Source organism: Mesorhizobium sp. P160187, assembly GCF_057766425.1.
The window spans coordinates 656,381-681,133 of the sequence record NZ_JBYMDX010000004.1; the positions used below are offsets into that span (position 1 = coordinate 656,381).

Here is a 24,753-nt window from a genome sequence, read left to right on the forward strand (position 1 = left end):
ACTTCAAGACACCTGCGGTCGGAAACAGGGGCCCGCTTTCACACCTCAAGAACAACCAACTAAGGATGGTCGGGCGGCGTTGGCAAAAGCACTGTCAGCCTTCATCAATTCGGCCGGTGGTGTTTTGGTGTTCGGTATTGGCTGCCGTAAGGACATGAGAAATACCCGTCGTCCGGCCTTGACGGTCATTATGAGATCAGGATGTGGCTGCACAACGTCTCAAAGAGCTTTGCGAGCCGGCCACCTATTGGCCAGGGCAATCCTCTTCGAGTGTAAGCCGCAACTCACAGACCTTTTCATATCGATGCCACTGGGGCTTGGCTTTGATAAAATCGCATTGGCAGAGAAGAGGGACAAAACTGAAGAGGTTTTAACACTCTTGCTGGAATACCTGCTGCAACACTCCTGTCGGTAGCGACCGACCGCGCGGCCAGGCCAAGGCACTCCCTTAGGAGCCGGCTGGGGCCGCAGCGGCCTCAACCCGGTGGGCATGCTCCGTCGCGATTTTAAGAAGAGTTGCAGCCGTTTCCTGTGGCGTCCAACCTTGCGCTTCTGACGCAGTCACCAAGGCCGCAAACGCGGCTTCTAATGCGACTTCACAGTTCACCTCACGGTCTGGGCTATCCTCTGGCAATATCGGGGGTTCGACGGATTGGGACATTGTGACTTCTTTCAAAGGGGGAAAACCCGCCGCCCCAGCCTTTTGCCACTAGAAAATTTCAGCAAAGGATCATTCCAGCTATCAGCAGCGTGATTAGAACTGACAACGGCACGGCCAGAAGACCGACCAACTCAACATTTCTTGTGTTTTGTCGCTTGTCCATCTTCGTCGCCCGCATGTCGTTGGCTTTGGCATCTTGCCGTCAACGTGCAGCTGTTGGAACCAACCACAAGTGCCGCTGATCGGAGATTCAGTCGGTGCTGCATATTAGCAACACATTGTGGAACGATCGGGCGGCATCAGCCAATTGCTTTTGAATGCCCTTGCACTTGCTTCGTACGATTCCGTACAGTTTCCCCCATTGGGGAGGCGGCCGATGGACCATGACGAGGAAGGCTACAGCATTGACGCCTTCGATTTCGATGTGGTGTGCGAGACCTTCAGGAGATCCGTTCGGGAGCTGAACCTGGCTGAAGAGCATTGGGTAGACCACGCGAAGGCGCTCCTACGGGAATTCACCGACAGCGCACCTGATGACGACATGATTAGCCGGATCGTCGGGCGCTAGTGGCCTATATACAGCCCTAGTTGGTTAGAATCGTACCCCGGTCCTGCCACGGAAACCTTTTCCAAGGTTTGCCGCGTCATAGAGGCGTCACAGAAGCTCTTGGAACAGATTGCCCAGCGCGGAGGGCCCTATGACGAAAAAGCTCGCCACCGTGAGGCAGCGGGCAGTTTTGGGACAAACAGAAATGGGAACAATGGACCCCCGAATTGCCAACGGGCCATCGCCAATGCCGTCAGAGAGCCCTGCCTGGACGTGTGGCGTCCTGTCCGGCCCTCGCCATTGATTTCGTCGGCAAGCTTGTCTTTGGCCTCGTCATAGGAGTTGGCATCGGGATGGCAATCGCCGGCTGCCAAGGATGCCGGGCCGCTGGCCGACCCATCAGTTAGGCGTCCGTAGCCAGAGCGTTATAAAGCAGCAAACACGCCAGGATAGGAACGGCGCTGCCTAGCAGCTGGTCTGCCGTGAGGCCGGAAAAATAGACAAGATGAAACGTCACCATCGCTGTACCAATCACGGTCGGAACACTGCCGAATTAACCGTTAGCCGACGCTAATGTTCCGCTCTGGACTCACTACTGCTTTGGAAGAATCCTGCCGCAGCGATCAGCGCCCCGCCGACCTTGATCTCAACGTCGGTGCCACAAGGCTTTCCTTCGTTCGCATGGTTCGCAGAGATTAGCACGATCGCATACTCTCATCTCATCCGGCGTCGTCTCCCTCACAAAGCAGCGCCGGTAAGGCTCGGCGACCTTCTTGTTTGTCCCGTGTGCCAAAGGAGGTCGCCGGGCCTGCCGTTGCTCATCTTTGCTGGTGGTTGCTCCTGATGGCTGCGCTTGGCGCCGTCGCCCTACTGCTACCTGCGGGGTAAGGCCGGCGAGCCCTCTTGTCAGGCAGTCCGGCATGTAGGATTATAGTCCTCGTTGCGGCGACCCCTCAATGGAGAGCGCCAATGGCCAGAACCAAACCTTCGGAACAACTTTCCCGGGCTGAAATCGAGCGCTTCCTGGCGGCAGCCGAAGCGCTGCACAAGAGCATCGTCGGGCCGCTCCTGGCCTACCACGGCGAGCACTACCAAGCTCTACGTAAGGTCCATGGACCCCTGTTGAAGTCGATCGAGACCATCACCGGCCAGAAGGCGAAGTTCATCCAGTGGAACGGGACAGGACCGGCACAGCCCCGGGACAAGCCTCCGGGCTAAGTCTCCTCCCGGAAATCCAGCAGCTTGGCATGGCGAAGCTTCTCCTCGCCCTTCAGGAACCGCACGCGGCCGACCAGGCCCGGCTTTAGCCATTCGGCCTTGTCACTTTTGAGCCCTTTCGGCGCCGGCCCGCCAATCTTGCCTTGCACGCAGTCCCATAGGCGCTGGCGCTTGTCCGCCTTGAAGGTGACGTAGGCGCCGCCGGCATAGTGGCCTTTGTCGGCCATCAGCACCATGGCAGGCTTGCCGGGCTCGCGCAGCACGCCGACGATGTCCATCTCCTTTTCGGCATAGCACTTGATCTTGCGCCAGTTCGTCGTCGGACCCGACCGATACTTGCTGCCCTTCCGCTTTGAAACGATACCTTCAAGCCCAGCCTGGTCGACCAGGTGAAAGACGACGTCGCCAGTGCCCGGCATCGCTTCGCTGAACTGGATTCGACCGCCGTCCGGGATCAACGCCCGGAGGATCTCGCGACGGTCTTCCACCGGCGTGTTCCGCAAGTCATGCCCGTTCAGGTGCAAGAGGTCGAATGCTAGCAGATACAGATCGCGCGAAGGCTTGCGGCTGGTCGCGGCTGATTGATGCGCATGGAAGTCGGATAGGCCAGCCTCATTGATCGTAATGGTCTCGCCGTCGATGATGAAGTCTTTCGCCTCGATCGCTTCCGCCTCACCGGCAAGTTGGATGTAGCGGCCCGTCCAATCATAACCGTTCTTGGTGATCAGCCGAATCCCGTCATCATCCTTGATGACCTGGGTGCGGTAGCCATCGAATTTGATCTCATGAATCCAATCATCGCCCATCGGCGGCGTGTCGACCAGTTCGGGTTCCATAGGCTTGATGAATTTCAGACGCATGCACTGACTCTCAGAACTGCGACTTCAATTAGCAATTGCTAAATTAGTTCCGGAACATTTTAGACGAATTGGATGTTTGAAGGGCTATGAAGATCGAAGCCGACCAATGCCGGGCAGCGCTGACGCTCATCCGGCGCACAATGGAAGAGCACTGTCCTCCTGGCGTGCTGCCGAGCGAAGAGATGGTCAATGGGCTCTATGGTCCGGAACTGATCCATGAGGCGGAAGCCATTGCCGCCGGCATCGTCGCAACCATTGACCAGCTGCAATTGCCCGTGATGAAACCGCCGTCCCCTAGTATCAAATAGAGACCGACACAGGGAAGGTCGCTTGGCCGCGCGATCGTGGGCTCGCAACGACCGGCGAGGCGATGCCGGCCTCACCAAGGGTTACAGCCCCTCGACCAGCAGCGAAGGCGGCTCGCGGCAGTGCAACGCCCGAAGTGTTTCGAGACGACGATGTCCACCGAGCGTAGCCAGCGCGCGTTGTGCTGCAAAAGGACCGAGGCAGCGGCACGGCCGCCCGGGCTACTCCAAAGGCGGCTCTTCGCTCTGTGGAGCCAAAACGGTGATATCCATCCTGGCGATTGTCGATGCGGCGCGCCCCTGGGCGCCAGAATCCGTGTCGCCACTTTCCGCCGCCATTGCCTTGGCGCGATGTCCTACGCTGTCTGCGCTTTTGCCTGGCGCAAATCCTTCGCCCGGTTCTGTCTTTGCGGGTTTCGGTCGAGTTTCAGCTGCCTGCCGATGTTGGTTTCCAATCGCCGAGACCATTGATACCTCCCCTTGATGAGGCCGCGACTGTACCTGTCAAGGCTGTAGCGAGGCTGATCACTTAAGTGGTCGGGTTGCGCCCGCTCGTAGTGGCCCTCCGATCACTGGGCTCTCGATGCCTTGGCGCTCGCGGACGTCTGGTCGGGTGGGAAGTTCAAACTCAGCCGCCCTTTGCGGCACCGGTTTCGCCCGACAACTAGGAACGATTTCGGCCGCCATGTGTTACGCAATCATGAATCTCGCGGATCCCGGATCAACAATGGCAACCGATCTTTTCACGATGCAACTCGCTGATGCTCAGCAGCGCATCAAACAGACCGAGTTCGCGCTGGTACTCAGCGAGAAAATGGTGGCTGAGAACCTCGCTTTATCCAGCAGGATACGATCGGCGAGGCGCCGAGTCCTGAAGACCGGAGGGCCTCTGGCGACAGTCGACTCAACAAGCTGAAAGAGTTCTTCAAATGATCTCGACCCAGTCCGGACGTGGGAGAGCTTGCCGGTAACCTTAGCGGTAATCGGCCGAGTCGCAGCAGGAAGCGCGCTGAAAACTTGCTCCATGAAGACTGCGGCGTCGCTATGAATCTCGCCTTTGTGTTGCCGAATCCGATCTGCGCAAAGGCGCGTGGTCGAGACCAGGCAGCGGCTCACGAAGATTGATCCCAGCAGGGCAAATTGACCGCTACGGCTCAGTTGAGGCAGCACTTCGAAATCACGGCTATTGACCTGCTGAGCTATCAGTTTCCCTCGATCTCTAATCGTATGGGTTCTCCGCACCATCCTTCGCTCTTCGAGCTTCGGGGTGGCAGGCCACCCAGTAGCCGTCAAACGTCGAGATAGCCGGCGGCGACCAGCGTTGCCTTATATCGCCGGGCAAATCGGCTGGGCAAACGACTGAGGTAAGCTGACGCGCCAATATCCCAATGCGCGCCCAGTTCGCGGTCGAAGGCAGCCGGGTCGAATTGCAGCAAGCCGCTGCGTGGGTAGACCGTGAATTCTCCGAAGATCGGCTCCCCCTCCTCCTCGTAGAAATCGACACGCACCATGTCGAACTCGCTGCCGAGCGCCTCGGCTGCCTCGATCATCCGCGCCAGGCTCTTGGGAGGGGGAATTTCCAGGCTCGAGTCGATCGCGCCCTGGGCAATGTTCAGCGGGCGCCAATCGCGATCCAGGTGGGCGGTATTCTTGACCGTGGAACGGAAGGCGACGACGACGATGTAGGCGACGCGGCCAGCCAGCACACAGAATTTGTAGTCGACCGGGTCATAGCCCTGGTCCTTGCCCACAAGTGCTTCGACGAAAACCCGCCGCTCTATGTGCGCATAGCTGCGCTCCAGCTTCCGGGCGCCATAGGTTTGGCCAAGGTATTCCGTCATCTCGGCAATGATCACCTCCCGGTCGGCGTTGGCCGGATCGCGAACGATGACATTCATGGCGCAACCGTGGTTGCATTTGACGGCGTAGGGGATTTTTAGGTCATCGAAGGGGATCTGGCGCGGATCGTCGCCCTGCCACAGCACCTCAGGGATGGCGAGCCCGGGAAGCCGCTCCCTGACGATTTCCTTGGACTTGAGCTTGTCGAGAAGACCGGTAAAGCGAGGATCGTCATCGAAAATCTTGCGCCAGTGGATCTTTTCCGTGAACGTCACCGGGGCTGCAAAATTCGGCAGATGCCGCATCCGCTCAAGGAAACGCTGGGTCAACCGGCGGTAGCGGACAAGCAGCGCGGCGTTCAGCAACAGGAGAGATGCCCGCGCGCTGTTTCGCTTCAGCCATGCCTTTGCGCCACGCGCCATTCCGGTGTCCTTGCAACCTGCGCAACTTCATCCGCGAAGTGGACGTGCCACCCTGCCCGCAGCAGTGAGGCACGTCGAGCTTCGCCGAGCTAGCCCTTCATCGGGTACAGTTTCAAATGCTGGATCAGGATGATCGTCTTGGCGTCGATGATGCAGCCGTCTGAAATGCCGGCCAGCGCTTCATCAAGAGGCATTTCCAGAACCTCGATGTCCTCGCCCTCGTCGGCCGCGCCGCCGCCGGCCGAGATGCGGTCGGCGGGTGAATAGCGCGCCACAAAGAACCACAGCCGTTCGGTGACGCTGCCTGGGCTCATATAGGGGGAAAACAGCCGCTCGATGTTCTGTAAGCGATAGCCGAGCTCTTCCTCGGCCTCCTTGAGGATGGCGGTTTCGGGATCGTTTTTGTCGAGCAGGCCGGCGCAGGCCTCGATCAGCGGTTCGCGGTGGCCGGTGACGTAGGCGGGGTAGCGGAACTGCCGCACCAGAAGCACCGTCTGACGCTCGGGATCGAAAGGCAGGATCACCGCGCCGTCGCCACGGTCGTAGGTCTGGCGAATCTGCGTCTCCCACTGCCCGTCGCGCCGGCGATAATCGAGGACGGTCTTCTTCAGAACCGCCCAGTCGTCGGACAGGACTTCCTCCGAGCGGATGCGGATACGATCTTCCATGATGAGCTCCAAGCTGTCGGCGCCATGGCGTAACCGCGAACGGTTTTGCGCGCAACCGAAACGGCGAAGCTTTCACCGCCTCGTGTCTGGTGCCGGCAACTGCCATCGCCTAAATAGCTGCAGTCCCTCTCCGGAGTTTTTTGATGACCGCAGCGCTTTTCCAGCCGATCGCCCTCGATGGCCTGACCTTTCCGAATCGTATCGCGGTGGCGCCGATGTGCCAGTATTCCGCCGAAGACGGCTCGGCCAGCGACTGGCATCTCTATCACTGGATGAACCTGGCGATGTCGGGCGCCGGCATGGTCACCGTCGAGATGACCGACGTCGAACGGCGCGGCCGCATCACCCATGGCTGCCTCGGCCTCTATTCCGACGACAACGAGGCGGCCGCCCGGCGCACGCTGGATGCAGCAAGGCGCGTCGCCGCGCCGGAAACGAAATTCGGTATTCAGCTTGCCCATGCCGGCCGCAAGGCATCCAACCGAAAGCCCTGGGAGGGCGGCGGCCCATTGCAGCCGGGCGAGGATCCCTGGCAGACCGTCTCAGCCTCGGCCATCGCCTATGACACCGGCTGGAATGTGCCGCATGCGCTGGAGGAAGATGAAATCCTGCAGCTTGTCGAGCGCTTCACTCAAGCCGCGAGGCGGGCCGAGCGCGCCGGCTTCGACTTCCTCGAGCTGCACGCCGCGCACGGCTATCTGATCTTCCAGTTCCTGTCGCCGCTTTCCAACCAGCGCACCGACCGCTGGGGCGGCTCGCTGGAAAACCGCATGCGTTTCCTCATCGAGATCGCCAAATCGGTGAGGAAGGCAGTTCCAAACCTGATGCTTGGCGCCCGCCTGTCGGTGAAGGACTGGGTCGATGGCGGCTTCGAGGTCGACGAGGCGATCGAGGTGGCCAAAGCCTTGAAGGCGCTTAATGTTGCCTATATCTGCTGTTCGAGCGGCGGCAATTCGCCGTTGCAGAAGCTGCCGACCGGCGCCGGCTATCAGGTGCATCTGGCCGAAGCGGTGCGCAAGGGCGCCGGCATCCCGACACGGGCTGTCGGCCTGATCGACGATCCCTCGCAGGCAGAGGCGATCGTCGCCGACGGCCGCGCCGACATGGTGGCGCTGGCCCGCGCCTTCCTCGCCGATCCGCGCTGGGGCTGGCGCGCCGCCGCCACCTTCAGCGAAAAAATCCATCCCGCGCCGCAGCTTGCCCGCTCGGTGACGACGATGCAGCATTGGATGAGGGGCTGAACAGGCAGTGCCGACGGATGCGCCAAAAAGCATCTGCTGGACAGATGCCGCAGCTTCGCTTTAATCCGCCCGCAATATTCCCTGGGGGTAGGCCGCCTTGGCGGCCGGGTTGGGAGCAAAGTCCATGGCATCAAGGGCAATCTATCCGGCAGCCGCCGCTCTGGTGGTCGCACTGTCGTTCGCCGCGTCGTCTCCGGTCGGCGCGCAATATTGCGAAGGCACGGTGCACGGCCTGTCCAGGCACTACGATCTGGATACCGGCAGCGGGTTTCTCGCCGTGCGCGCACGGCCGAACTCGTCGTCGCGCATGATCGGGCAATTGTTCAACGGCGACCACACCGAGATTTTCGACCGCCGGGGCAACTGGTACCAGGTCGAAATCGGCGGACGGACCGGCTGGGCCAACGCCCACTGGCTGCGCAACGACTGCGGTTACTGAGACCAACGATTGCGGTTGGTGAGACGTTTGGGCGCAGGCTGACGGCCATTTTTGCAACCATATTGGCTGCTTTGCGTTGCGGCCATCATGGATAACAAACCTTTTGAAACCCCGGTCGTGGTCGAACTCGGCCATGTCGGCAAATATCGCCAGATCCGCAGCACCCAGGAAGCGGCAGAGTGTCTGATGACGGTGTGGCCGCTCAATCGCGGCCCGCGCCATCGTGATGCTCTCGACACTTGCCTCAAAGTGCTGGAAGGTTATCGTTCGACGGCCGATGCACGCAGGGCTTTGATCGAAGCGGCCAAGGAATTGGAAGTGCTGGTTCCCGAAGACCGGCTGCCAGACGCCAAATTGCATTGAAGCGCAGATGGCATTGAAAAACGGGCCGCATTGAGCGGACGGACGAACCGGAGGATTTCATGGCGAAGCTGACTTACAAGATCGTCGAGCACGACGGGGGCTGGGCCTACAAGGTCGGTTCGACATTCTCGGAGACATTCCCGACCCACCAGGATGCGCTGCGCGCCGCCGAGATCGCCTCGGCCGAACAGCAGATCGCCGGCGCCACGGACGGCATCCAATATGAGGATGCCGAAGGCAAGTGGCACGACGAACTGGCCGACGGCCGCGACCGGCCGCAGACCGAAGTTTCCGACTGATCTTTGCCCCTCAGCTTTCGCTGCCGGCCTGGATGCTCGCCTAAGCAATCCGTCGGGAATTGCGTCAAAACAAACAGGCGGTACATCCTGCCGGTTAGTCGAAGCCGCGGCTTGATCACTTGCCGCAATATTGATCGTTCACGTTGGGCCTCACATTTCCATAGGGTCCTGACGGGTCGGAGGCGCACGGCCCCGTAGCGCCGCCATAGCCTTGGCTGCCGTCGGCATTGATGCTGCCGGTGGTGCTCTGGTCGACGGTCGATGACTGCTCGTTCCCGAACGGCCACCAGCTGTGATGGTTGGAATACGTGCCGTCCGATGACTGCGCCATCGCCGATGTGGCAAGACCGATCGTCAGCACGGATGCTGCAAAAACTTTCCTGTACATTGAATTACTCCGTATCCGCCGCCTTGGGTGCGACACGGGGTAAACCGGATATCAGCCGAATGGTTCAGTGAAATTGTTGTGAGGCTGTGGTGAGGTCTTGGCCGGCGAATGCCCGCTCGGCAATGCGCTTGATGAAGGCGATGACGCGGTCCGGCTCGACGAATTGCGGCATGTGGCCGAGGCCTTCGACCGCCTCGAAATCGAGGCCTTCGATCCTGTCCTTCATCGGCTCCCCATGTATGCGCATGGCGATGACGCGATCGGCTGTCCCGAAGAAAATCCCGGCCGGCATGGCGATCTCTCCATAGCGCTCTTCGATGCGGCCAAGATCCTGTTCGACCGCTACGAAATCGGTGGAGGTCGCATGGAAATGGCTTGGCCTTAGCCCGAGCCATCCGCCGCCATCGATCATGTAGTCGGCGGGAACGGCCTGGGGCGAGAAGATGAACTCCAGTGTCTGCCGCGCATATCTGAGGCTTGTCGGTATCGCGACGGTGTAGGCCATGATCCAGCGCCAAAGCCGCGAACGGATATAGAGCAGGCCCGCTTTCTCGCGGACGCCGGCTTCCAGATGCGTCAGCGGCGCCAGCAAAGCGATGCCGGAAATCGCGCCGGGATGTTCCACGGCCAGGGTCAGCGCGACGGCGCCGCCCAGGGAATGCCCGACCACAAGCGGCCTTTCCAGCGCGAGCGTTTCGATGAAGCGCCCTATGATCTCGGCCTGCTCAGGCAAGCGGCCGGTGGCTCCTTTGGCCCGCACCGAATAGCCCGATCCCGGCTGGTCGAGCGCGATCAGCCGGCAACCGGGGCCGAAGCGGTTGAACAGCGTGTGCTGGAACTGATGAAGCTGGGCGCCAAGTCCGTGCACGAACAGGATCGGCCGTCCCTCGCCCGTTTCGACATAATGGATGCGGCTGCCGTCGATCTCGACGAAGTTTCCGCTGGCCGGCACCAGCCTTTCGGCCTTGGCGGCAATCCAGAGCGTAGCGGCCACCAGACAGGCCACGATGACGAGAGCCAGCACGGACAGGCCGGCGACAAGCCAAAGCAGAATCGATACCAGCATGTTTTCACCCGGGAAGCGGACCGGCGCGCACCATCACCCACTGACGAACGCTCGGCAAGGCAGATGGCGGCTTGTGTCGGCATTGCCGCCAGTTCGATGGCGCGCTATCTCAGGCGACCTTCTTTCTGCCTCAGGCGACCTTGTCTGCCAACGGGCCTGTTTGCCGGAGCCTTCCATGCCTGAAATCGTCACTGCCGCCATGCTTGTCATCGGCGACGAGATTCTGTCCGGCCGCACCAAGGATAAAAATATCGGCCACCTCGCCGACATCATGACGGCCATCGGCATCGACCTGAAGGAAGTGCGCATCGTTCCCGACGAGGAGGACGAGATTGTCGCTGCGGTGAATGCCGTACGCGCCCGCTACACCTATGTCTTTACCACCGGTGGCATCGGCCCGACGCATGACGACATCACCGCCGATTCCGTTTCCAAGGCTTTTGGGGTGCCGTGCGAATACGACGCCAAGGCCTATGCCATGCTGGGCGAGAGCTATGCCGCGCGCGGCATCGAATACACCGAGGCCCGCAAGCGCATGGCGCGCATGCCGCGCGGCGCCGACCATATCGACAATCCGGTCTCCGTCGCGCCCGGCTTTCGCATCGGCAACGTCCATGTCATGGCCGGCGTGCCGGCGATTTTCCAGGCCATGCTCGACAATGTCGTGCCGACGCTGAAGGCCGGCACCAAGATGCTGTCGGCCACCGTCCATTGCCCGTTCGGCGAAGGCCTGATCGGTGGTCCCCTGGGCGATATCCAGAAGGCGCATCCCGACACCATCATCGGCTCGTATCCGAAATATGGCGACGGCAAGTTCTGGACGGAGCTGGTCGTCCGCGCCCGCAGCCAGGAGGCGCTGGATTCGGCACGCAAGGACGTCGAGGCGATGGTGGCCGGCTTCACCGCCGCCAATTGACCCTGGGTTCGCGGCCCATCGCCGGGCCGGAACCAAGCACCGCACTCCCACGTTTTCCCTCGGGCGCAGCACGCGCCGGCAGATTTGAGGGATTTCGCATGCGCTTCAAGACCATCGTCGCCATATTGCAGAACGAACAGGACGCCGAACGCGTGCTCGACTGCGCCATCCCGCTTGCCGACCGGTTCGAGAGCCATCTCATCGGCATCCATGCCGAAGCGCTGCCCGTTCCCTACACCTCGGCAACCGGCTTCCCCGACACCGAGTTCCTGCAGGTCTCCGCCGACATGAACCGCGAGCGCGCCGAGAAATTGCAGGCGCTTTTCGTTCGGCAGATCGAGAATTCCGGCCTTTCCTTCGAATGGCGCAGCCTCGAGAGCTTTTCCGGCGACAGCGCGCTGACGGGTATTTCCAGCGTGCGCGCCGCCGATCTGATTATTGCCGCGCAGCGCGAGACCGGAGGCGACCAGAGCGCCGATGTCGACACGCTGGTTTACGATGCCGGCCGGCCGGTGCTGGTGGTGCCGCATGAGGGGCCGTTGGTCACCACATTCAAACATGTGCTGCTGGCCTGGAACGGCAGCAAGGAGGCGGCGCGTGCCGCCTTCGACGCGCTGCCCTTCATCATCGAGGCCGAGAAAACCGACATTCTGGTCATCGATCCGCCGGATACGCTGGATGACAACCCGGAAGCCGCCGGCGCCGAGATCGCCGCGGCACTCTCCAGGCATGGCGCAACGGTCAGCGTGTCGGTGCAAAAATCGGGTAATGCTTCGGTCGATGACGTCATCCAGACCCGGATCGCCGAGACCGGAGCCGACCTTCTGGTGCTCGGCGCCTACAGCCATTCCTGGCTGCGTCAGCTTTTGTTCGGCGGCGTCACGCGCACCGTGTTGCGCAGCGTGCCGGTTGCGGCCTTTTTGTCGCGGTAACTCCACAGACTGGCCCCGCCCTTGCCAATGCCCTGACTTTCCAGTTAATTCCGCGCGCATTCCACAATGGTGCGCGCGGAGTGCAGAATGTCCCTTCCCGAAAAAGCCTTTCCGGTCTCCTGGGACCAGTTCCACCGCGATGCCCGGGCGCTCGCCTGGCGGCTTGCCGGCGCCAACAAGGGACAGTGGAAGGCCATCGTCTGCATCACCCGTGGCGGCCTGGTTCCCGCCGCCATCATCTCGCGCGAACTCGGAATACGCGTCATCGAGACGGTCTGCGTCGCCTCTTATCACGACTACACCAGCCAGGGGCAGTTGCAGGTGCTGAAGGAGATCACCCCGGCGCTGCTCGCCGATGATGGCGCGGGCGTGCTGATCATCGACGACCTCACCGACACCGGCAAGACGGCAGGCATCGTGCGCGCCATGATGCCCAAGGCGCATTTCGCCACCGTCTACGCCAAGCCGAAAGGCAGGCCGCTGGTCGACACCTTTATCACCGAAGTCAGTCAGGACACCTGGATCTACTTTCCCTGGGACATGGGTTTTACCTACCAGAAGCCGATCGCCGACGATCACGCAGGCTGATTCGCGCCAGCCCCATTTCTGCCCAGACGGCCAAACCCGCCCCGTTTGCTATGAAAACAGGCACTGGAAGGGACAATATTCTGTCGAATCGACAGCTGTTGGCGGAGTTTGACGGGTCGGTGTGAGGTTTTTTACTTTTAAGACTTACACTTGTCGGTAAGATTCATACGGCGGCTAACGATTCTGAGGGCTGGGGTAGCTTTCACTGATGCTGACGACACCGGCGACACACGACCATCTGGCTGAAAGGGTCCGCAAGCTCTTCGGCACTTCGCCTTGTCGCCTGCAGGTTGCCGCTTTGCCATGGCGCAATAACGAAGACGGCGTCGAGATCATGCTGATCACCAGCCGAGACACCGGGCGTTGGGTGCTGCCGAAGGGCTGGCCCGAGGCCAGGGAGCCGCTCTGCGAGGCAGCGGCGCGCGAGGCGGGCGAGGAAGCCGGATTGCGTGGCAAGATTTCAATTTTCGAGGCCGGTCGTTACTTCTACGCCAAGGCCCTCGCGTCCGGCGAGGAAGTCCCTTGCGAAGTGCTGGTGTTTCCGCTGCAGGTCGAGCACGTTGCCGACCGCTGGAAGGAAAAGCGCGCGCGCACCCGCAAATGGGTCAATGGGGCCGAGGCCGTACGCATGGTCAACGAGCCGGACCTCTGCCAGATCATCGCCCATTTCTGCGCCGATCCCGACAAGTTCGTCGTTAGAGCCTAGCTCACAGCCACCGCTGCATAGTCCTGCGCGCCCGCACCGGTTCTTGCCCCGATTCCGGGCTCGGTGCTTCGCTCCGCGCGCCAGCAATCCGACACTATAAATCCCTCCCCTTCAGGCCAAGCTTAGCCACAGCTTGACATGCAGGCATTTACCTGCATATTGTGTCTTCAAGATGAGTGAGACCGATGGACGCCGACAAGGTTTTCAAAGCGCTGGGCGACCCGACCCGCAGAATGCTGCTCGATCTTCTGTGTGAGAAGAACGGCCAGACGCTCGGCGAGCTTTGCGAAAATCTCGACATGGCGAGGCAATCCGCCACGCAGCACATCGATCTGCTGGAAGCGGCCAATCTGATCAGCACGGTCAAGCGTGGCCGCGAGAAGCTGCATTTCATCAACCCCGTGCCGCTGCACGAAGTCTACGAGCGGTGGGTGCGAAAATTCGAACGGCAGCGGCTGAGCCTGCTGCACGACCTGAAACAAGAACTCGAAGGAGACGACCAATGACCCGGGAAACCACCAGTTTTGTCTACGTGACCTACATCAGATCGACGCCACAAAAGGTGTTCGAAGCCATCACCAGGCCCGATATCGCCAAGCGCTACTGGGGCCACGAAAACGTCTCCGACTGGAAGCCCGGCTCGAAATGGGAACACATCCGCGCCAATGACGAACGGACCGTCGAACTCGTTGGCAAGGTCGTCGAAATCTCGCCGCCGACCCGCCTGGTCATGAGCTGGGCCAACGCCTCGCAGGCCGACGATCCCACCAAGCACAGCCGGGTGACGTTCGCCATCGAGGAATACGACACCATGGTCAAGCTGACCGTCAGCCATGACGAGCTCGAAGCCGGCAGCGGCATGGCCAAGGGCATCAGCCAGGGCTGGCCGGCCGTGCTGTCCAGCATGAAATCCTTCCTCGAAACCGGCACAGGCATCGACCTGTTCGCCAAGCCGAAATCGGCCTGAAGCAATCTGACAGCGGGAGAACGACAATGACCAGGCACTATACCGGCGGCTGCGCCTGCGGCGCGATCCGCTATGAGGCCAGCGGCGAGCCGATCTTTCAGAACCACTGCCAATGCCTCGATTGCCAGAAGCGCAGCGGTACTGGCCATTGTTCCTATGTGACCTTCGGCCGGCGCGCTGACGTAAAGATCACCGGCGAGCCGAGCACATGGCGGATGATCGCCGACAGCGGCAATGAAAAAGCCCAGGCCTTTTGCCCGACCTGCGGCACGCCGGTCTACGTAACGTTCGTCGCCATGCCGGAGGTGACGGCGATCCAGGCCACGAGCCTCGACGATCCGGGCCAGTTCGACCCGCAGGCGGTCACCTACACCGTGCGCGGCCACGTCTGGGACACGATCGACCCAGCGCTTCAGCCATTCGAGCGAATGCCTGGATGAACCAAGCAGAGCCCTATCCCTCGGATAGGGCTCTGCGTTCAGCTCAGATCACCAGGCCCTTGGTCAGTTCCAGCGCCTGCCGCTCGAACAGGCGGCGGTAGATGCCGCCCTTCAGCCGGATCAGCTCGTCATGCGAGCCTTCCTCGACGATCTTGCCACGGTCGAACACGAGCAGCCTGTCCAGCGCCCGCACCGTCGACAGACGGTGCGCGATGACCAGCGTCGTGCGGCCAACCATCAGCCGCTCCATCGCCTGCTGGATCAGCACTTCCGATTCCGAATCGAGGCTCGATGTCGCCTCGTCCAGGATCAGGATGCGCGCATCCGCCAGGAAGGCGCGCGCGATCGCCACCCGCTGGCGCTCGCCGCCCGACAGTTTCACGCCCCGTTCACCGACCAGCGTGCCGTAGCCCTTCGGCAGGCCGGTGATGAAGTCGTGCGCGCTGGCGAGCTTGGCGGCATGCTCGATCTCGGCCTGCGTGGCGTCCGGTCGGGCATAGGCGATGTTTTCCGCCAGCGAGCGGTGGAACAGGATGGGCTCCTGCTGGACGATGGCAATCTGCGCGCGCAGCGACGCCTGTGCAACCTGCGAGATGTCTTGGCCATCGATAAGGATCCTGCCGCCGCTGACATCATAGAGACGCTGGATCAGCTTCACGAAGGTCGTCTTGCCCGAGCCGGAATGACCGACCAGTCCGACCCGCTCGCCCGCCGCTATCTCCACCGAAAAGTCGCGGTAGAGCGGCAGGCGATGGCTGCCATAGTGGAAGGTGACGTTATCGAAGGCGATGTGGCCATGCGTGATCCGGATCGGCTTGGCGCCGGGCCGGTCCTCGATGCCGAGCGGTTGCGACTGGAAATCGACCAGTTCCTCCATGTCGTTGACCGAACGCTGCAAATTGCGGATATGCGTGCCGATGTCCCTGAGGTAGCCCTGCAGCACGAAGAACGAGGTCAGCACGAAGGCGACATCGCCCGCACTTGCCTGGCCCCAGGCCCACAGCATCAGCGACAGGCCGATTACTGCCGTCCGCAGCACCAGCAACATGGCGCCTTGCGTCGTGCCGTTGATGGTGCCGCGCACCCAGGTGCGGCTGGTCCGCGCGCGCCATTTGGCGACGACCTTGGCAAGACGCGTCTCCTCGCGCGTCTCGGCACCGAAACCCTTGACCACGGCATTGCAGCTCACCGCATCGGCAAGCGAGCCGCCAAGCCGCGTATCCCAGCTGTTGGCGAGCCGTGCCGCGGGCGCGACATAGCCGAGCGACAGCAGCGCCGTCACCGTGATGAACAGCAGCGAGCCGACTGCCACGACCAGCCCCATCAGTGGCCAGAACCAGCCGAGCAGCAACGTCGAGCCGACCAGCATGGCGACCGACGGCAACAACGCAATCAGGATGGTGTCATTGAGCAGGTCGAGAGCCCACATGCCGCGCGTGACCTTGCGCACCGTCGATCCGGCAAAGCTATTGGCGTGCCAGTCGGTTGAGAAGCGTTGCACGCGATGGAACGCGTCGGCGGCGATGTCGGCCATCATCTTCAGCGTCAGCTCGACAATGCCCATGAAAGCCAGGTTGCGCAGCACCACGCCGGTCATCGCCAAAGCGATGAGCGCGAAGAACGCCGCCATTGCCGCATTCCACGCGACATCGTCAGCCAACGCACTGCTGGCGACGGCGTCGACCAGCCGGCCGGAATAGAGCGGCGTCAACACGTCCGCTATGGTCGACAGCAGGAAGCTGCCCATGATCAGCGAAAGCCGCCACGGCTGGCGCCGCCAGTGGCTGAGCGTGAAGCCAAGAACGCTGCGAAAGGCGCTTGCACGCAGATCGATTCGAAAACGAGCCATGATGTCATCCGGGCGCAAATCTGCCCGGTCCCGGTAAGGTCTGAAAATTGAAAACCGCGCTGGGCAATTCGCCCGGGGCTGCGGAGGTTCGGCATGGGTGGCGGCGCGCCCCGGGTTGTCGGGTGGCGACCGGCAACGGCAGAAGCCTGTACTCGACCCGGCATCGGTGCGAAGGGCAAACCTTCGCCGGACGCCAGGTGAGACCTAGGCTTCGCGGCCTCGCATTACCATGTCAAATACTGCCATTCAGACCTCCCGCAAGACACTTGCGGAGCGGTCCTTATAGAGACGCCATGAAGGATCGCCAAGGCCGGGCACGTGGCAAAGCGTAACTGGTCCAACCAGTGAGGTTATTTTGCAACAACAGCGGGTCAACCCCTCGCTATGCCTCATTCCGGGTTGCGATCGAGGCGCATGTAGCGGCCGTCGGTCGATGCCTTGAAGCCCAGCTTCTCATAAAGGCCATGCGCGTCACTGGTCGACAGGCTCCAGTGCGAGACCGTGTTGAGTTCAGGGTGGTTGATGAGCGCCCGCACCAGTTGCGTGCCAATGCCTTGGCCGCGATGCTGCGGCCAGATGATGATGTCGGCGAGATAGGCAAACACCGTACGGTCGGTGATGCCCGGCCAAAACCGACTTGGTTCCTATCGATATAGGCCGCGGTGCAGAACGAGTTGCCAAAGGCGCGGCGATGAAAGTCATCGCTGCGGCCGGCGCCCCAATAACTCGCCATCAACAGATCGGAGGTCGCCCGGAAATCGATCCGTGACATGTCGAAGCTGATTTCACAGTCGGGCATGGTGCCTCGCAAAGAATGGAGGGCGGCCGAATTCAGTCCGGCCGGTGATTTGGCTGCCCACGTGGCGCGCTTATGGCACCACGAGATAGGCCTTCTGGTCGGCGATCGCGATGGTCACGTGGGTGCCGGAATTGAACTCGACGAAATCGAGCTCCATCCCGTCGCTGAAGATGACGCCGCCCCTGCTCTGCCGCGAAGAAACCACCAGCGGCCGGTCGCGGGTGATGACGCCATGCACAAGCGACACGCCGGTCGTGTTGCTCGGAAACGGTTCGCGCACCGAAAAGAACAGCTGTTCGGCTTCGCGGTCATAGCCTTGCGGCGGCACGGTCGGCACGGAGTTGTCACCATAGGCCGCGGCCAGTCCCGCGGCGCCCGCCATCACCGAGCGCAGCCAGCCGGTAGAGCCGGCGCCCGTGGAGATGATAATGCCGCTCGACGACTGGCGCTCGGTCCTGCCGCCATAGGTCAATTCGTAGCGCGCCGAGACATGCGTCGAGGCGCCAACGAACAGATCGTTGAAGGCGATCAGCCGGCGTCCGTCATTGGAGCGCGCTTCGGCCATCACCACCGCCTGGCGCTTCGCCTTGCCGGCGATCGTCAGGCCGAGGACCTTTTCGGTATCGTCGGCATTCCACGGCAGCAACACGCCGTCGAAAAGCGCCGGGTCCGGGTTGATGCCGATCAGCGGCTGGTACGGGAGGTACTTCGCGGTGTTGGACACCAGCCCGTCCTGACCGAGCGCGATCACCGCGTCGGAGCCGAATTCGAACTGCGGTACCAGTTCGCGGTCGAGCCGCAACTGTTTGAGGCCTTGGGGAAGCGAACCCATCACCCGGTCGAGCGCCTGGTGATAGACGTCATGCGCCGCCTTGACCGGGTCGAAATCCATGCCGGCCTGCCGGAGATAAAAGCGCGCCTGTCCCTGCGTGTTGAAGCGCGTCGTCAGCTCCTCCAGCTCGGTCTTGCGGGTGACGACGATCACCCGGTCGATCGGCCTGCCGCTCTGGTCGCTTGCCACCCGTGCTTGCCTTTCAGGACCCGGCTTTCGGCGTGGAAAGCTGGCTGAGCGCGCTGGTGAGCATGTCAGGCGTGATCGACAGATTGCCGACCGAACCGCCCTTTTCCGCCCAGGCCTTGAAGGCCATCGCCGTCAGCACGTGGGCGGGCGCCGACGAATAGACGGTCAGTTCCAGCTGCTGCGCCTTGGCTTCCGCCTCGGCAAGCGTCAGCTTGTTGCGCGCTTCGGTGTCGACCAGCAGCTTGTTGCGTTCGGCAAGCTCGATTTCGGTCGCCAGTTCGCTCTGCTTGATCTCGCGCTCCTTCTCCACGCCCCAGGCACGGCGCCCATAGATCGCGGCATCGGCCTGGCGCTGCAGCGCCTCGCGATATTCGGTCTGGAGCGCCTTGCGGATCTCCGGCGTCGGCTGGACCGAGGTGATGTGGACCTCCTCGATCGACAGGCCGGCGGTTGCCGCAATCGGATCGTTGCGCAGGAGTTCGGCGAGATTGCCGCCGAGCTTGGTCACCTCGGCCAGCGCCTGCTCCAGCGTCATGCTCGAAACCACCGCGCGGGCGCGGCTCTGTATCGCCAGCACCAGGCGCTCGGCGATCTTCTCCCGGCCGTCGCCGACGACGTCGGCACGGCTGAGCTTGGCGCTGAAATCAAAACCTTCGGCTGCCTTGAGTGGATCGATGATGCGGTAGCTGACCGACCCCTGGATTGCCAGATCCTGGAAATTCGCCGTCGTCTCGGTGAAGATGAAGGGGTTATCGAGCGACGTCACCGGCACCATCGCTATCGTGCTGCCGAACGTGCCGTACCAGAAGGAGATGCCGCGCCCCTGCTCCCTGATCTTGCCGTTCTTGAAGCGCAGGATGTGATACTCAGGCGTTCCCTTGAAATAGCTGATAAACATGCGCCCCCCAAGGTTCATCAATTTAATCAGATGTTTAGCCGCGATCCCTGAAACGGTTGGTGATGGGATAGCGGCGGTCGCGTCCAAAATTCTTACGGGTGATCTTCACACCCGGCGCCGCTTGCCGGCGTTTGTACTCGGCAATGTAGAGCAAATGTTCGACGCGCGTCACCGTCGCCCGATCGTGGCCGCGCGCGACGATGTCGTCGACGCCCATTTCGTTCTCGACCAGGCATTCCAGAATGTCGTCCAGCACCGGATAGGGCGGCAGCGAATCCTGGTCGGTCTGGTTCTCGCGCAATTCCGCCGACGGCGCCTTGTCGATGATATTCCTGGGGATCACCTCGCCTGAGGGACCGAGCGCGCCCGGCGGCACATGGCTGTTGCGCCAGCGCGACAGCGCATAGACCTGCATCTTGTAGAGGTCTTTTATCGGGTTGAAGCCGCCATTCATGTCGCCATAAAGCGTGGCGTAGCCCACCGACATCTCGCTCTTGTTGCCCGTGGTGACGACCATCGAGCCGAACTTGTTGGAAATCGCCATCAGGATCGTGCCGCGCGCGCGGCTCTGCAAATTTTCCTCGGTAATGCCTTCCTTGGTGCCCTCGAAAAGCTGCGTCAGCGTATGCAGAAAACCCTCGACCGGTTCGAAGATCGGCACGATGTCATAGCGGCAGCCAAGCGCACGGGCGCAATCCTCGGCATCCTTCAGCGAATCCTCCGAGGTATAGCGGTAGGGCATCATCACCGCCCGCAGCCGCTCCTCGCCGAGCGCATCGACGGCCAATGCGGCGCAGATCGCCGAATCGATGCCGCCGGAGAGACCCAGCACGACGTTCTTGAAGCCGTTTTTATTGACGTAGTCGCGCAGGCCGAGCATGCAGGCGCGGTAGTCCGCCTCCTCGCGCTCGGGGATTTTCGACATCGGCCCTTCCGAGCAGACCCAGCCGTCGAACTCTTCTGCGTTTTGCGCGCCTGCGGCGACGCGGTTGCGCTTCCAGGTGGTGACGTCGACAGTTTCCTCGAACTGGCTCATCTGGAAGGCGAGCGTCTTGTCGGCGCCGATGGCAAAAGAGGCGCCGTCGAAGATCAGCTCGTCCTGGCCGCCGATCTGATTGGCATAGATCATCGGCAAACCGGTCTCGATGACCTGGCGGATAACGACCTGATGGCGCACGTCCATCTTGGCGCGGTAGTAGGGCGAGCCGTTCGGCACCAGCAGGATTTCCGCGCCGCTCTCGGCCAAGGTTTCACAGATGCCGACGTCGCCCCAGATGTCCTCGCAGATCGGAATTCCGATGCGCACACCACGGAAGTTGACGGGTCCCTGAGCCTCGGGCCCGGCCTGGAAGACGCGCTTCTCGTCGAACTCGCCATAGTTTGGCAAATCGAGCTTGTAGCGCTCGGCGAGGATCTTGCCGCCATCGGCGACGATGATCGAATTGTGGGTGCCGCTCTTGCGCTTCAGCGGCGTGCCGATGATGACGCCCGGCCCGCCATCGGAGGTATCCGCGGCGAAATCCTGAGCGGCCTTCTCGCAAACCTTGAGGAAGGCCGGCTTCAGCACCAGATCCTCCGGCGGATAACCGGCAAGGAAAAGCTCGGTGTAGAGCACGATGTCGGCGCCCTGGCGGGCGGCATCCGCCCTCGCCTCGCGCGCCTTGGCAAGGTTGCCGGCGACATCGCCGACCGTCGGGTTGAGCTGGGCAACGGCGATGCGCAGAATATCGGGTGCGGTCTTCTGGGTCATCTGTGCGGTTTAGCGCGGCAAATTTGCCCGAGCAATGGCGTTCGTTTGGACCAATTCGGTGATCAGTCGTCGCCCATATATTCGCGCAGCGATTGCGGCGAATGGTTCTCTCCGATCGACATCGCCAGAATGCGCGAAATGTGCCGGCGCGGCAGGCCGGTTTCCTGCGCCCATTTGTTGATCTGCGCCTGAATCCTGTCGAGATCCCTCTTCGACGTCGGGCTTTCCGCAATGTCGAGGCCGGCGTCACGCAAAGCCGCAACCATATCGGCCGAGATGACGAAGGCGTCCCATTGCAGCCAGCGCAGGAAATACTGGCCGGTGTTGCCGCCAAGCCGGCTGCCATGCTTGCCGAGATACGCCATCAGCCCGACCTGGTCGTCGTCAGGCCACTCCGCGAGGAATTTGCCGAAACCGCCATGTTCCTTCGACACACGCTCAACGAAGGCGGCGTTGTCGCGGACGGATTTGATCTTCTGCGGGTTGCGCACAATGCGTTGATCAGCCGTCAGGTCGTACCAGAAGTCATCAGGTTGAAACAACAGCCGTTTCGGCTCGAAATGGAGAAAGGCTTCCTCGAAGCCCGGCCATTTCTGTTCGATGACGCGCCAGACGAAGCCGGCGGCAAACACCCGCTCGGCCATCGTCGACAGGATGCGATCGTCCGTAATGTTGGCAACGGCAGCATTGTCAGGCGCCGGCCCGAGCAGCGAGGTCAGCACCGCGTCGCCGCCTTTGCGTTTTGCAGCACGGGCGCGAATCTTCGCGAAATCGGGCATCCTGCATCCTCGCGCCGCGCTTTTGACGAAACGCCATCTTCCTATATGCAAACGAGGCTGCCAAGCCGACGCTTTTCCTATGGAGACATCCATGCACAAGACCGTGCCAGAACTGGCCAACCGCTGGCTGAAGCGAACGCCGGAGGGCCTCAGCGAGCTCGAGCGGCGGGTGTTGCAGAGCACTGTCGACCGCAAGCCCATCTCGCAGGATATCAACGACAGCCTCACCGGCCTTCAGGGCGCCGGCGACCGGATCGCCGATGCCATTGCCCGCATCGGCGGCTCGTGGACGTTCATCCTGTCCTTCATTGCTTTCCTGGTGCTGTGGATCGGCGCCAATTGGTGGCTGCTCGGGCGAGACTCGTTCGACCCCTACCCCTTCATCTTCCTCAACCTGGTGCTGTCGATGATCGCCGCCTTGCAGGCGCCGGTGATCATGATGTCGCAGAACCGACAGGCCGCGCGCGACCGCATCGACGCCGCGCATGACTATGAGGTCAACCTCAAGGCCGAGATCGAGATCATGGCTCTGCATGAAAAGCTGGACGAACTGCGCCACAGCCAGATCATCTGCGTGCGCGAGGACATCGCGCGCCTGGCCGAACAGGTGAACCGCATAGACGAAAAACTGTCGGGCCGGCAAACCTCTCAATGACCGGGATCGTCCATCACCTCATCGAGCAATATGGGTTGATCGCGGTTTTCCTGGGCTGTGTCGCCGAAGGCGAAAGTGCGGCCATCCTCGGCGGCTTCTTCGCCCATCAGCATGTCTTCATCCTCTGGAAGGCTTTCCTCGCGGCCGCCATTGGCGCCTTCGTCGGCGACACGTTTTTCTTCATTCTCGGCCGCAGCTTTGCCGACCATCCCAGGGTGCTGAAACTGAAGGCGAGGCCCGGCTTCAACCACGCCTACCGTCTCGTCTCGTCCCATCCCAACATCTTCGTCCTGTCCAACCGCTACATCTATGGCCTGCGCCTGGTCGGCGGCATCGCGGCCGGTTTCGCCAGCATTTCGGTAGCGCGCTTCGTTATCCTCAACGCGGTGTCGTCGCTGGTCTGGGCGGCTTTGTTCTGCGGCGTCGGCTACGTCTTCGGCCTCGGGGCCGAGCAGATGATCGGCAAGGCACTGCTCCATCACGAACGGCTGCTGATCGCGCTTGCCATAGGTCTGGCTTTCGCCATCCTTGCCTGGCTCATCGCCCGCACCGTCGCCGGCAAGGAGCGCGCCAAGGACGCCCGCGACAGCGAAACCACATCGTAAGGTTCAGTCGTCGTCCTCGACCAGAGCCCGGTCGCCGCGATCGAGGATCAGCGGGATGATGAGATCTTCCTCGTCGGCCAGATGCCGCTTCAGCGTGGCGATCAGCCGGCTGTTCTCGTCCGCATAGGCGTCGGCGGCGAAGCGCTGCCTGTCCTCGCTCTCCTCGAGCGTGCGGATGAAGGCGTTCGCCGTCTCGGCGTTGCGCTCCAGCCCCTCATGAATGGTGTGATGGTCGGCATCGAGGATTTCGAAGCCGCGCTTCAGGCGCGGCTCCGCCTTGGCGAAAGCCGGGAAATATTGGTAGTCCTCGACATTGTGGTGGCCGTCGAGATTGCCGAGAAAGTGGTTCAGCCGCGGCGCGAACCAGCGCGCGAAATCCGGCGCCGTCAGCCTGCCTTCGCGATAGTCGCCAATGCCGGTGGTGAGCATGCCGCCCAGCTCTCGGAACATGTCGTGCCGCTGCAGCCACATGTTTGCCATGCCGTGGATGTTGGCGTGGCCCTGCCATGTCTCGCGCGGATATTTTTCCGCCAGCCAGCGCAGGTCTTCCGGCAGGCCGGCTCTTTCAAGCAGCAGAAAATTGGCTTCCACGACGTCAGTCTCCTTTGGTGACTAACATATGGGAGCGTTCAGATCAGATCGGTAGTCCCGTGATGCGCTCGATGAGGGCGATTCCCCAGACGCCGGCGACGATAATAACCGAAATCAGCACCGCCAGCGAGCCGCAGTCCTTGGCGAGCTGGATGTCGACGTTGAACTCGCGACTGAAGGCATCGCAGGCTGCCTCGATGCCGGTGTTCAGCACTTCGACCATGATGAGCAGCAGCACCGCGCCGATCAACAGCGCGTAGCCGCGCCACGAGACCGAGACGAACCAGCCGAGCGGCAGCGCCAGCACCAGCAGCATCAGTTCCTGCTGAAATGCCCTTTCGCTGGCGGCGAGCTTGCGAAAGGCTCGCACAGAATTGAAGTAAGCACCGATCAGCCGCTGCATGCCGCATCCCCTTCGAATCACCGGCAGGGGATATCGCAATGGCTGGATCAAGGGAATAAGGCAGCCGCCGCAAAATCACTCCTCCGCAACCTTGATCGGCGGCGTCGACTTCTCGAACTGCGGCAGTCCATCGTCGATCGTATAGTAATCGCCCTTGTCGCCGACAAAGATGTGGCATTGGCCTTCGAGCCCGGTCGGGTTGTCGAACGATCCGGCCAGAACCGAGACATAGGCATCCTGACCCGGCTTCCAGAACAGCACCGAGCCGCAGATCTTGCAAAAGCCGCGCTTGGCAAAGGAAGACGATTCGTACCAGCTGATGTTGTCGGCGCCGGTTATCGTGATGTCGCCGTCGGCGACGTTGGTCGCGGCGTAAAAATGCCCGCTCTGCTTGCGGCACTGCGAACAGTGGCAATAAATGACTCCGCGCAACGGCCCTCGCGTCTGGAAACGCACGGCTCCACACAGGCAAGATCCGCTGTGGTTGTTGCTCATCCCTGCCTCCACCAGCCATCGTTCACGGCTTCGCCGCTGGCCG

General features: G+C 61.7%; 31 protein-coding genes. 17 read left to right on the plus strand and 14 right to left on the minus strand.

What is annotated here, in order from left to right:
- Positions 1 to 79 precede the first annotated feature (79 nt).
- The 3 genes from AC3CCE_RS20250 (at position 80) to AC3CCE_RS20260 (ending at position 2,426) form a co-directional block, all read left to right on the plus strand.
- Entirely contained in the window at positions 80 to 415 is a 336-nt protein-coding gene (locus AC3CCE_RS20250; RefSeq protein WP_352625767.1) for a hypothetical protein, read from the plus strand.
- Between the two features lie 622 nt (positions 416 to 1,037).
- A complete protein-coding gene (locus AC3CCE_RS20255) occupies positions 1,038 to 1,229 on the plus strand; it encodes a hypothetical protein (RefSeq protein ID WP_023667524.1) in 192 nt (63 codons plus the stop codon).
- A gap of 948 nt (positions 1,230 to 2,177) precedes the next feature.
- Complete coding sequence (locus tag AC3CCE_RS20260; RefSeq protein WP_023691191.1) at positions 2,178 to 2,426, plus strand: hypothetical protein; 249 nt, start codon at positions 2,178 to 2,180, stop codon at positions 2,424 to 2,426.
- Here AC3CCE_RS20260 and AC3CCE_RS20265 read toward each other — a convergent pair.
- A complete protein-coding gene (locus AC3CCE_RS20265; protein WP_352625764.1) occupies positions 2,423 to 3,286 on the minus strand; it encodes an ATP-dependent DNA ligase in 864 nt (287 codons plus the stop codon). The two genes, AC3CCE_RS20260 and AC3CCE_RS20265, sit on opposite strands and share 4 nt — an antisense overlap.
- A gap of 86 nt (positions 3,287 to 3,372) precedes the next feature.
- On the opposite strand from AC3CCE_RS20265, the gene AC3CCE_RS20270 reads away from it, so the two are divergent.
- Positions 3,373 to 3,594 (plus strand): hypothetical protein, encoded by a 222-nt coding sequence (locus AC3CCE_RS20270; RefSeq protein WP_023681532.1) that lies wholly within the window; start codon positions 3,373 to 3,375, stop codon positions 3,592 to 3,594.
- 1,286 nt (positions 3,595 to 4,880) lie between these two features.
- On the opposite strand, the gene AC3CCE_RS20275 is transcribed toward AC3CCE_RS20270, so the two are convergent.
- Together AC3CCE_RS20275 and AC3CCE_RS20280 are read right to left on the minus strand one after the other, a co-directional pair.
- Positions 4,881 to 5,852: an ATP-grasp fold amidoligase family protein gene (locus AC3CCE_RS20275; RefSeq protein ID WP_352625762.1), complete on the minus strand. Its 972-nt coding sequence runs from the start codon at positions 5,850 to 5,852 to the stop codon at positions 4,881 to 4,883.
- 89 nt (positions 5,853 to 5,941) lie between these two features.
- A complete protein-coding gene (locus AC3CCE_RS20280) occupies positions 5,942 to 6,520 on the minus strand; it encodes an NUDIX domain-containing protein (RefSeq protein ID WP_352625760.1) in 579 nt (192 codons plus the stop codon).
- Between the two features lie 143 nt (positions 6,521 to 6,663).
- Between AC3CCE_RS20280 and AC3CCE_RS20285 the strand changes: the two genes are divergently transcribed.
- The 4 genes from AC3CCE_RS20285 to AC3CCE_RS20300 all read left to right on the plus strand — a co-directional run bounded on the left by AC3CCE_RS20285 (position 6,664) and on the right by AC3CCE_RS20300 (position 8,862).
- Complete coding sequence (locus tag AC3CCE_RS20285) at positions 6,664 to 7,761, plus strand: NADH:flavin oxidoreductase/NADH oxidase (RefSeq protein ID WP_352625758.1); 1,098 nt, start codon at positions 6,664 to 6,666, stop codon at positions 7,759 to 7,761.
- Between the two features lie 124 nt (positions 7,762 to 7,885).
- Positions 7,886 to 8,200 carry an SH3 domain-containing protein gene (locus AC3CCE_RS20290; RefSeq protein ID WP_023691186.1) on the plus strand — a complete coding sequence of 105 codons (315 nt, stop codon included), beginning with the start codon at positions 7,886 to 7,888 and terminating at the stop codon, positions 8,198 to 8,200.
- 84 nt (positions 8,201 to 8,284) lie between these two features.
- Positions 8,285 to 8,563, plus strand: a complete 279-nt coding sequence (locus AC3CCE_RS20295) for a DUF982 domain-containing protein (RefSeq protein WP_488377214.1) — start codon at positions 8,285 to 8,287, stop codon at positions 8,561 to 8,563.
- A gap of 59 nt (positions 8,564 to 8,622) precedes the next feature.
- Complete coding sequence (locus AC3CCE_RS20300) at positions 8,623 to 8,862, plus strand: DUF2188 domain-containing protein (RefSeq protein ID WP_023667535.1); 240 nt, start codon at positions 8,623 to 8,625, stop codon at positions 8,860 to 8,862.
- A gap of 115 nt (positions 8,863 to 8,977) precedes the next feature.
- Here AC3CCE_RS20300 and AC3CCE_RS20305 read toward each other — a convergent pair whose 3' ends face one another.
- The gene (locus AC3CCE_RS20305; protein ID WP_023667536.1) at positions 8,978 to 9,250 is read right to left on the minus strand and encodes a hypothetical protein; all 273 of its coding nucleotides are present in this window, start codon (positions 9,248 to 9,250) and stop codon (positions 8,978 to 8,980) included.
- Between the two features lie 64 nt (positions 9,251 to 9,314).
- Complete coding sequence (locus tag AC3CCE_RS20310) at positions 9,315 to 10,316, minus strand: alpha/beta fold hydrolase (protein ID WP_352511606.1); 1,002 nt, start codon at positions 10,314 to 10,316, stop codon at positions 9,315 to 9,317.
- A gap of 175 nt (positions 10,317 to 10,491) precedes the next feature.
- On the opposite strand from AC3CCE_RS20310, the gene AC3CCE_RS20315 reads away from it, so the two are divergent.
- The 7 genes from AC3CCE_RS20315 (at position 10,492) to AC3CCE_RS20345 (ending at position 14,865) form a co-directional block, all read left to right on the plus strand.
- The gene (locus tag AC3CCE_RS20315) at positions 10,492 to 11,232 is read left to right on the plus strand and encodes a competence/damage-inducible protein A (protein WP_023681539.1); all 741 of its coding nucleotides are present in this window, start codon (positions 10,492 to 10,494) and stop codon (positions 11,230 to 11,232) included.
- A 98-nt stretch (positions 11,233 to 11,330) separates the two neighbouring features.
- Positions 11,331 to 12,164, plus strand: coding sequence for a universal stress protein (locus tag AC3CCE_RS20320; RefSeq protein WP_023735339.1), 834 nt, complete (start codon positions 11,331 to 11,333; stop codon positions 12,162 to 12,164).
- Between the two features lie 87 nt (positions 12,165 to 12,251).
- Positions 12,252 to 12,752 carry a xanthine phosphoribosyltransferase gene (gene gpt / locus AC3CCE_RS20325; protein ID WP_023667540.1) on the plus strand — a complete coding sequence of 167 codons (501 nt, stop codon included), beginning with the start codon at positions 12,252 to 12,254 and terminating at the stop codon, positions 12,750 to 12,752.
- A gap of 208 nt (positions 12,753 to 12,960) precedes the next feature.
- The gene (locus AC3CCE_RS20330) at positions 12,961 to 13,458 is read left to right on the plus strand and encodes an NUDIX hydrolase (protein ID WP_352625754.1); all 498 of its coding nucleotides are present in this window, start codon (positions 12,961 to 12,963) and stop codon (positions 13,456 to 13,458) included.
- Positions 13,459 to 13,643: 185 nt separating this feature from the next.
- Positions 13,644 to 13,964: an ArsR/SmtB family transcription factor gene (locus AC3CCE_RS20335; protein ID WP_023681541.1), complete on the plus strand. Its 321-nt coding sequence runs from the start codon at positions 13,644 to 13,646 to the stop codon at positions 13,962 to 13,964.
- Complete coding sequence (locus AC3CCE_RS20340; RefSeq protein WP_023681542.1) at positions 13,961 to 14,425, plus strand: SRPBCC family protein; 465 nt, start codon at positions 13,961 to 13,963, stop codon at positions 14,423 to 14,425. Before AC3CCE_RS20335 ends, AC3CCE_RS20340 begins: the two co-directional genes overlap by 4 nt.
- A 26-nt stretch (positions 14,426 to 14,451) precedes the next feature.
- Positions 14,452 to 14,865, plus strand: a complete 414-nt coding sequence (locus AC3CCE_RS20345) for a GFA family protein (protein WP_023681543.1) — start codon at positions 14,452 to 14,454, stop codon at positions 14,863 to 14,865.
- A gap of 43 nt (positions 14,866 to 14,908) precedes the next feature.
- Here the strand turns inward: AC3CCE_RS20345 and AC3CCE_RS20350 are convergent, their stop codons facing one another.
- The 6 genes from AC3CCE_RS20350 to AC3CCE_RS20375 form a co-directional block, all read right to left on the minus strand.
- Positions 14,909 to 16,714, minus strand: coding sequence for an ABC transporter ATP-binding protein (locus AC3CCE_RS20350; protein WP_023681544.1), 1,806 nt, complete (start codon positions 16,712 to 16,714; stop codon positions 14,909 to 14,911).
- 389 nt (positions 16,715 to 17,103) lie between these two features.
- Positions 17,104 to 17,319, minus strand: a complete 216-nt coding sequence (locus tag AC3CCE_RS20355) for a GNAT family N-acetyltransferase (RefSeq protein ID WP_352625751.1) — start codon at positions 17,317 to 17,319, stop codon at positions 17,104 to 17,106.
- 264 nt (positions 17,320 to 17,583) lie between these two features.
- Positions 17,584 to 18,534, minus strand: a complete 951-nt coding sequence (locus AC3CCE_RS20360) for a diacylglycerol kinase catalytic domain-containing protein (protein ID WP_081731269.1) — start codon at positions 18,532 to 18,534, stop codon at positions 17,584 to 17,586.
- 13 nt (positions 18,535 to 18,547) lie between these two features.
- Positions 18,548 to 19,432 (minus strand): SPFH domain-containing protein, encoded by an 885-nt coding sequence (locus tag AC3CCE_RS20365; RefSeq protein WP_352625749.1) that lies wholly within the window; start codon positions 19,430 to 19,432, stop codon positions 18,548 to 18,550.
- Between the two features lie 34 nt (positions 19,433 to 19,466).
- Positions 19,467 to 21,182, minus strand: coding sequence for an NAD+ synthase (locus AC3CCE_RS20370; protein WP_023735335.1), 1,716 nt, complete (start codon positions 21,180 to 21,182; stop codon positions 19,467 to 19,469).
- A 62-nt stretch (positions 21,183 to 21,244) separates the two neighbouring features.
- Entirely contained in the window at positions 21,245 to 21,961 is a 717-nt protein-coding gene (locus tag AC3CCE_RS20375) for a DNA-3-methyladenine glycosylase I (RefSeq protein WP_352625746.1), read from the minus strand.
- A gap of 91 nt (positions 21,962 to 22,052) precedes the next feature.
- Here AC3CCE_RS20375 and AC3CCE_RS20380 point away from each other — a divergent pair, with 91 nt between their 5' ends.
- Together AC3CCE_RS20380 and AC3CCE_RS20385 are read left to right on the plus strand one after the other, a co-directional pair.
- Positions 22,053 to 22,616: a DUF1003 domain-containing protein gene (locus AC3CCE_RS20380; protein WP_023681550.1), complete on the plus strand. Its 564-nt coding sequence runs from the start codon at positions 22,053 to 22,055 to the stop codon at positions 22,614 to 22,616.
- Positions 22,613 to 23,221, plus strand: coding sequence for a DedA family protein (locus AC3CCE_RS20385; RefSeq protein ID WP_023710611.1), 609 nt, complete (start codon positions 22,613 to 22,615; stop codon positions 23,219 to 23,221). The genes AC3CCE_RS20380 and AC3CCE_RS20385 overlap by 4 nt, the downstream gene beginning before the upstream one ends.
- Positions 23,222 to 23,224: 3 nt before the next feature.
- Here the strand turns inward: AC3CCE_RS20385 and AC3CCE_RS20390 are convergent, their stop codons facing one another.
- The 3 genes from AC3CCE_RS20390 to AC3CCE_RS20400 form a co-directional block, all read right to left on the minus strand.
- Positions 23,225 to 23,812 carry a hemerythrin domain-containing protein gene (locus AC3CCE_RS20390; protein ID WP_023681552.1) on the minus strand — a complete coding sequence of 196 codons (588 nt, stop codon included), beginning with the start codon at positions 23,810 to 23,812 and terminating at the stop codon, positions 23,225 to 23,227.
- Between the two features lie 43 nt (positions 23,813 to 23,855).
- Entirely contained in the window at positions 23,856 to 24,215 is a 360-nt protein-coding gene (locus AC3CCE_RS20395; RefSeq protein ID WP_023681553.1) for a diacylglycerol kinase, read from the minus strand.
- 75 nt (positions 24,216 to 24,290) lie between these two features.
- A complete protein-coding gene (locus tag AC3CCE_RS20400) occupies positions 24,291 to 24,710 on the minus strand; it encodes a GFA family protein (RefSeq protein WP_023681554.1) in 420 nt (139 codons plus the stop codon).
- Positions 24,711 to 24,753: the final 43 nt, after the last annotated feature.

Excerpts from the sequence above, each read along its gene's own strand:
- AC3CCE_RS20255 (WP_023667524.1), top strand. The coding sequence starts at position 1,038 with ATGGACCATGACGAGGAAGGCTACAGCATTGACGCCTTCGATTTCGAT.
- AC3CCE_RS20260 (WP_023691191.1), top strand. The coding sequence starts at position 2,178 with ATGGCCAGAACCAAACCTTCGGAACAACTTTCCCGGGCTGAAATCGAG.
- AC3CCE_RS20265 (WP_352625764.1), bottom strand. The coding sequence starts at position 3,286 with ATGCGTCTGAAATTCATCAAGCCTATGGAACCCGAACTGGTCGACACG.
- AC3CCE_RS20270 (WP_023681532.1), top strand. The coding sequence starts at position 3,373 with ATGAAGATCGAAGCCGACCAATGCCGGGCAGCGCTGACGCTCATCCGG.
- AC3CCE_RS20275 (WP_352625762.1), bottom strand. The coding sequence starts at position 5,852 with ATGGCGCGTGGCGCAAAGGCATGGCTGAAGCGAAACAGCGCGCGGGCA.
- AC3CCE_RS20280 (WP_352625760.1), bottom strand. The coding sequence starts at position 6,520 with ATGGAAGATCGTATCCGCATCCGCTCGGAGGAAGTCCTGTCCGACGAC.
- AC3CCE_RS20285 (WP_352625758.1), top strand. The coding sequence starts at position 6,664 with ATGACCGCAGCGCTTTTCCAGCCGATCGCCCTCGATGGCCTGACCTTT.
- AC3CCE_RS20290 (WP_023691186.1), top strand. The coding sequence starts at position 7,886 with ATGGCATCAAGGGCAATCTATCCGGCAGCCGCCGCTCTGGTGGTCGCA.
- AC3CCE_RS20300 (WP_023667535.1), top strand. The coding sequence starts at position 8,623 with ATGGCGAAGCTGACTTACAAGATCGTCGAGCACGACGGGGGCTGGGCC.
- AC3CCE_RS20305 (WP_023667536.1), bottom strand. The coding sequence starts at position 9,250 with ATGTACAGGAAAGTTTTTGCAGCATCCGTGCTGACGATCGGTCTTGCC.
- AC3CCE_RS20310 (WP_352511606.1), bottom strand. The coding sequence starts at position 10,316 with ATGCTGGTATCGATTCTGCTTTGGCTTGTCGCCGGCCTGTCCGTGCTG.
- AC3CCE_RS20315 (WP_023681539.1), top strand. The coding sequence starts at position 10,492 with ATGCCTGAAATCGTCACTGCCGCCATGCTTGTCATCGGCGACGAGATT.
- AC3CCE_RS20320 (WP_023735339.1), top strand. The coding sequence starts at position 11,331 with ATGCGCTTCAAGACCATCGTCGCCATATTGCAGAACGAACAGGACGCC.
- gpt (WP_023667540.1), top strand. The coding sequence starts at position 12,252 with ATGTCCCTTCCCGAAAAAGCCTTTCCGGTCTCCTGGGACCAGTTCCAC.
- AC3CCE_RS20330 (WP_352625754.1), top strand. The coding sequence starts at position 12,961 with ATGCTGACGACACCGGCGACACACGACCATCTGGCTGAAAGGGTCCGC.
- AC3CCE_RS20335 (WP_023681541.1), top strand. The coding sequence starts at position 13,644 with ATGGACGCCGACAAGGTTTTCAAAGCGCTGGGCGACCCGACCCGCAGA.
- AC3CCE_RS20340 (WP_023681542.1), top strand. The coding sequence starts at position 13,961 with ATGACCCGGGAAACCACCAGTTTTGTCTACGTGACCTACATCAGATCG.
- AC3CCE_RS20345 (WP_023681543.1), top strand. The coding sequence starts at position 14,452 with ATGACCAGGCACTATACCGGCGGCTGCGCCTGCGGCGCGATCCGCTAT.
- AC3CCE_RS20350 (WP_023681544.1), bottom strand. The coding sequence starts at position 16,714 with ATGGCTCGTTTTCGAATCGATCTGCGTGCAAGCGCCTTTCGCAGCGTT.
- AC3CCE_RS20365 (WP_352625749.1), bottom strand. The coding sequence starts at position 19,432 with ATGTTTATCAGCTATTTCAAGGGAACGCCTGAGTATCACATCCTGCGC.
- AC3CCE_RS20370 (WP_023735335.1), bottom strand. The coding sequence starts at position 21,182 with ATGACCCAGAAGACCGCACCCGATATTCTGCGCATCGCCGTTGCCCAG.
- AC3CCE_RS20375 (WP_352625746.1), bottom strand. The coding sequence starts at position 21,961 with ATGCCCGATTTCGCGAAGATTCGCGCCCGTGCTGCAAAACGCAAAGGC.
- AC3CCE_RS20380 (WP_023681550.1), top strand. The coding sequence starts at position 22,053 with ATGCACAAGACCGTGCCAGAACTGGCCAACCGCTGGCTGAAGCGAACG.
- AC3CCE_RS20385 (WP_023710611.1), top strand. The coding sequence starts at position 22,613 with ATGACCGGGATCGTCCATCACCTCATCGAGCAATATGGGTTGATCGCG.
- AC3CCE_RS20395 (WP_023681553.1), bottom strand. The coding sequence starts at position 24,215 with ATGCAGCGGCTGATCGGTGCTTACTTCAATTCTGTGCGAGCCTTTCGC.
- AC3CCE_RS20400 (WP_023681554.1), bottom strand. The coding sequence starts at position 24,710 with ATGAGCAACAACCACAGCGGATCTTGCCTGTGTGGAGCCGTGCGTTTC.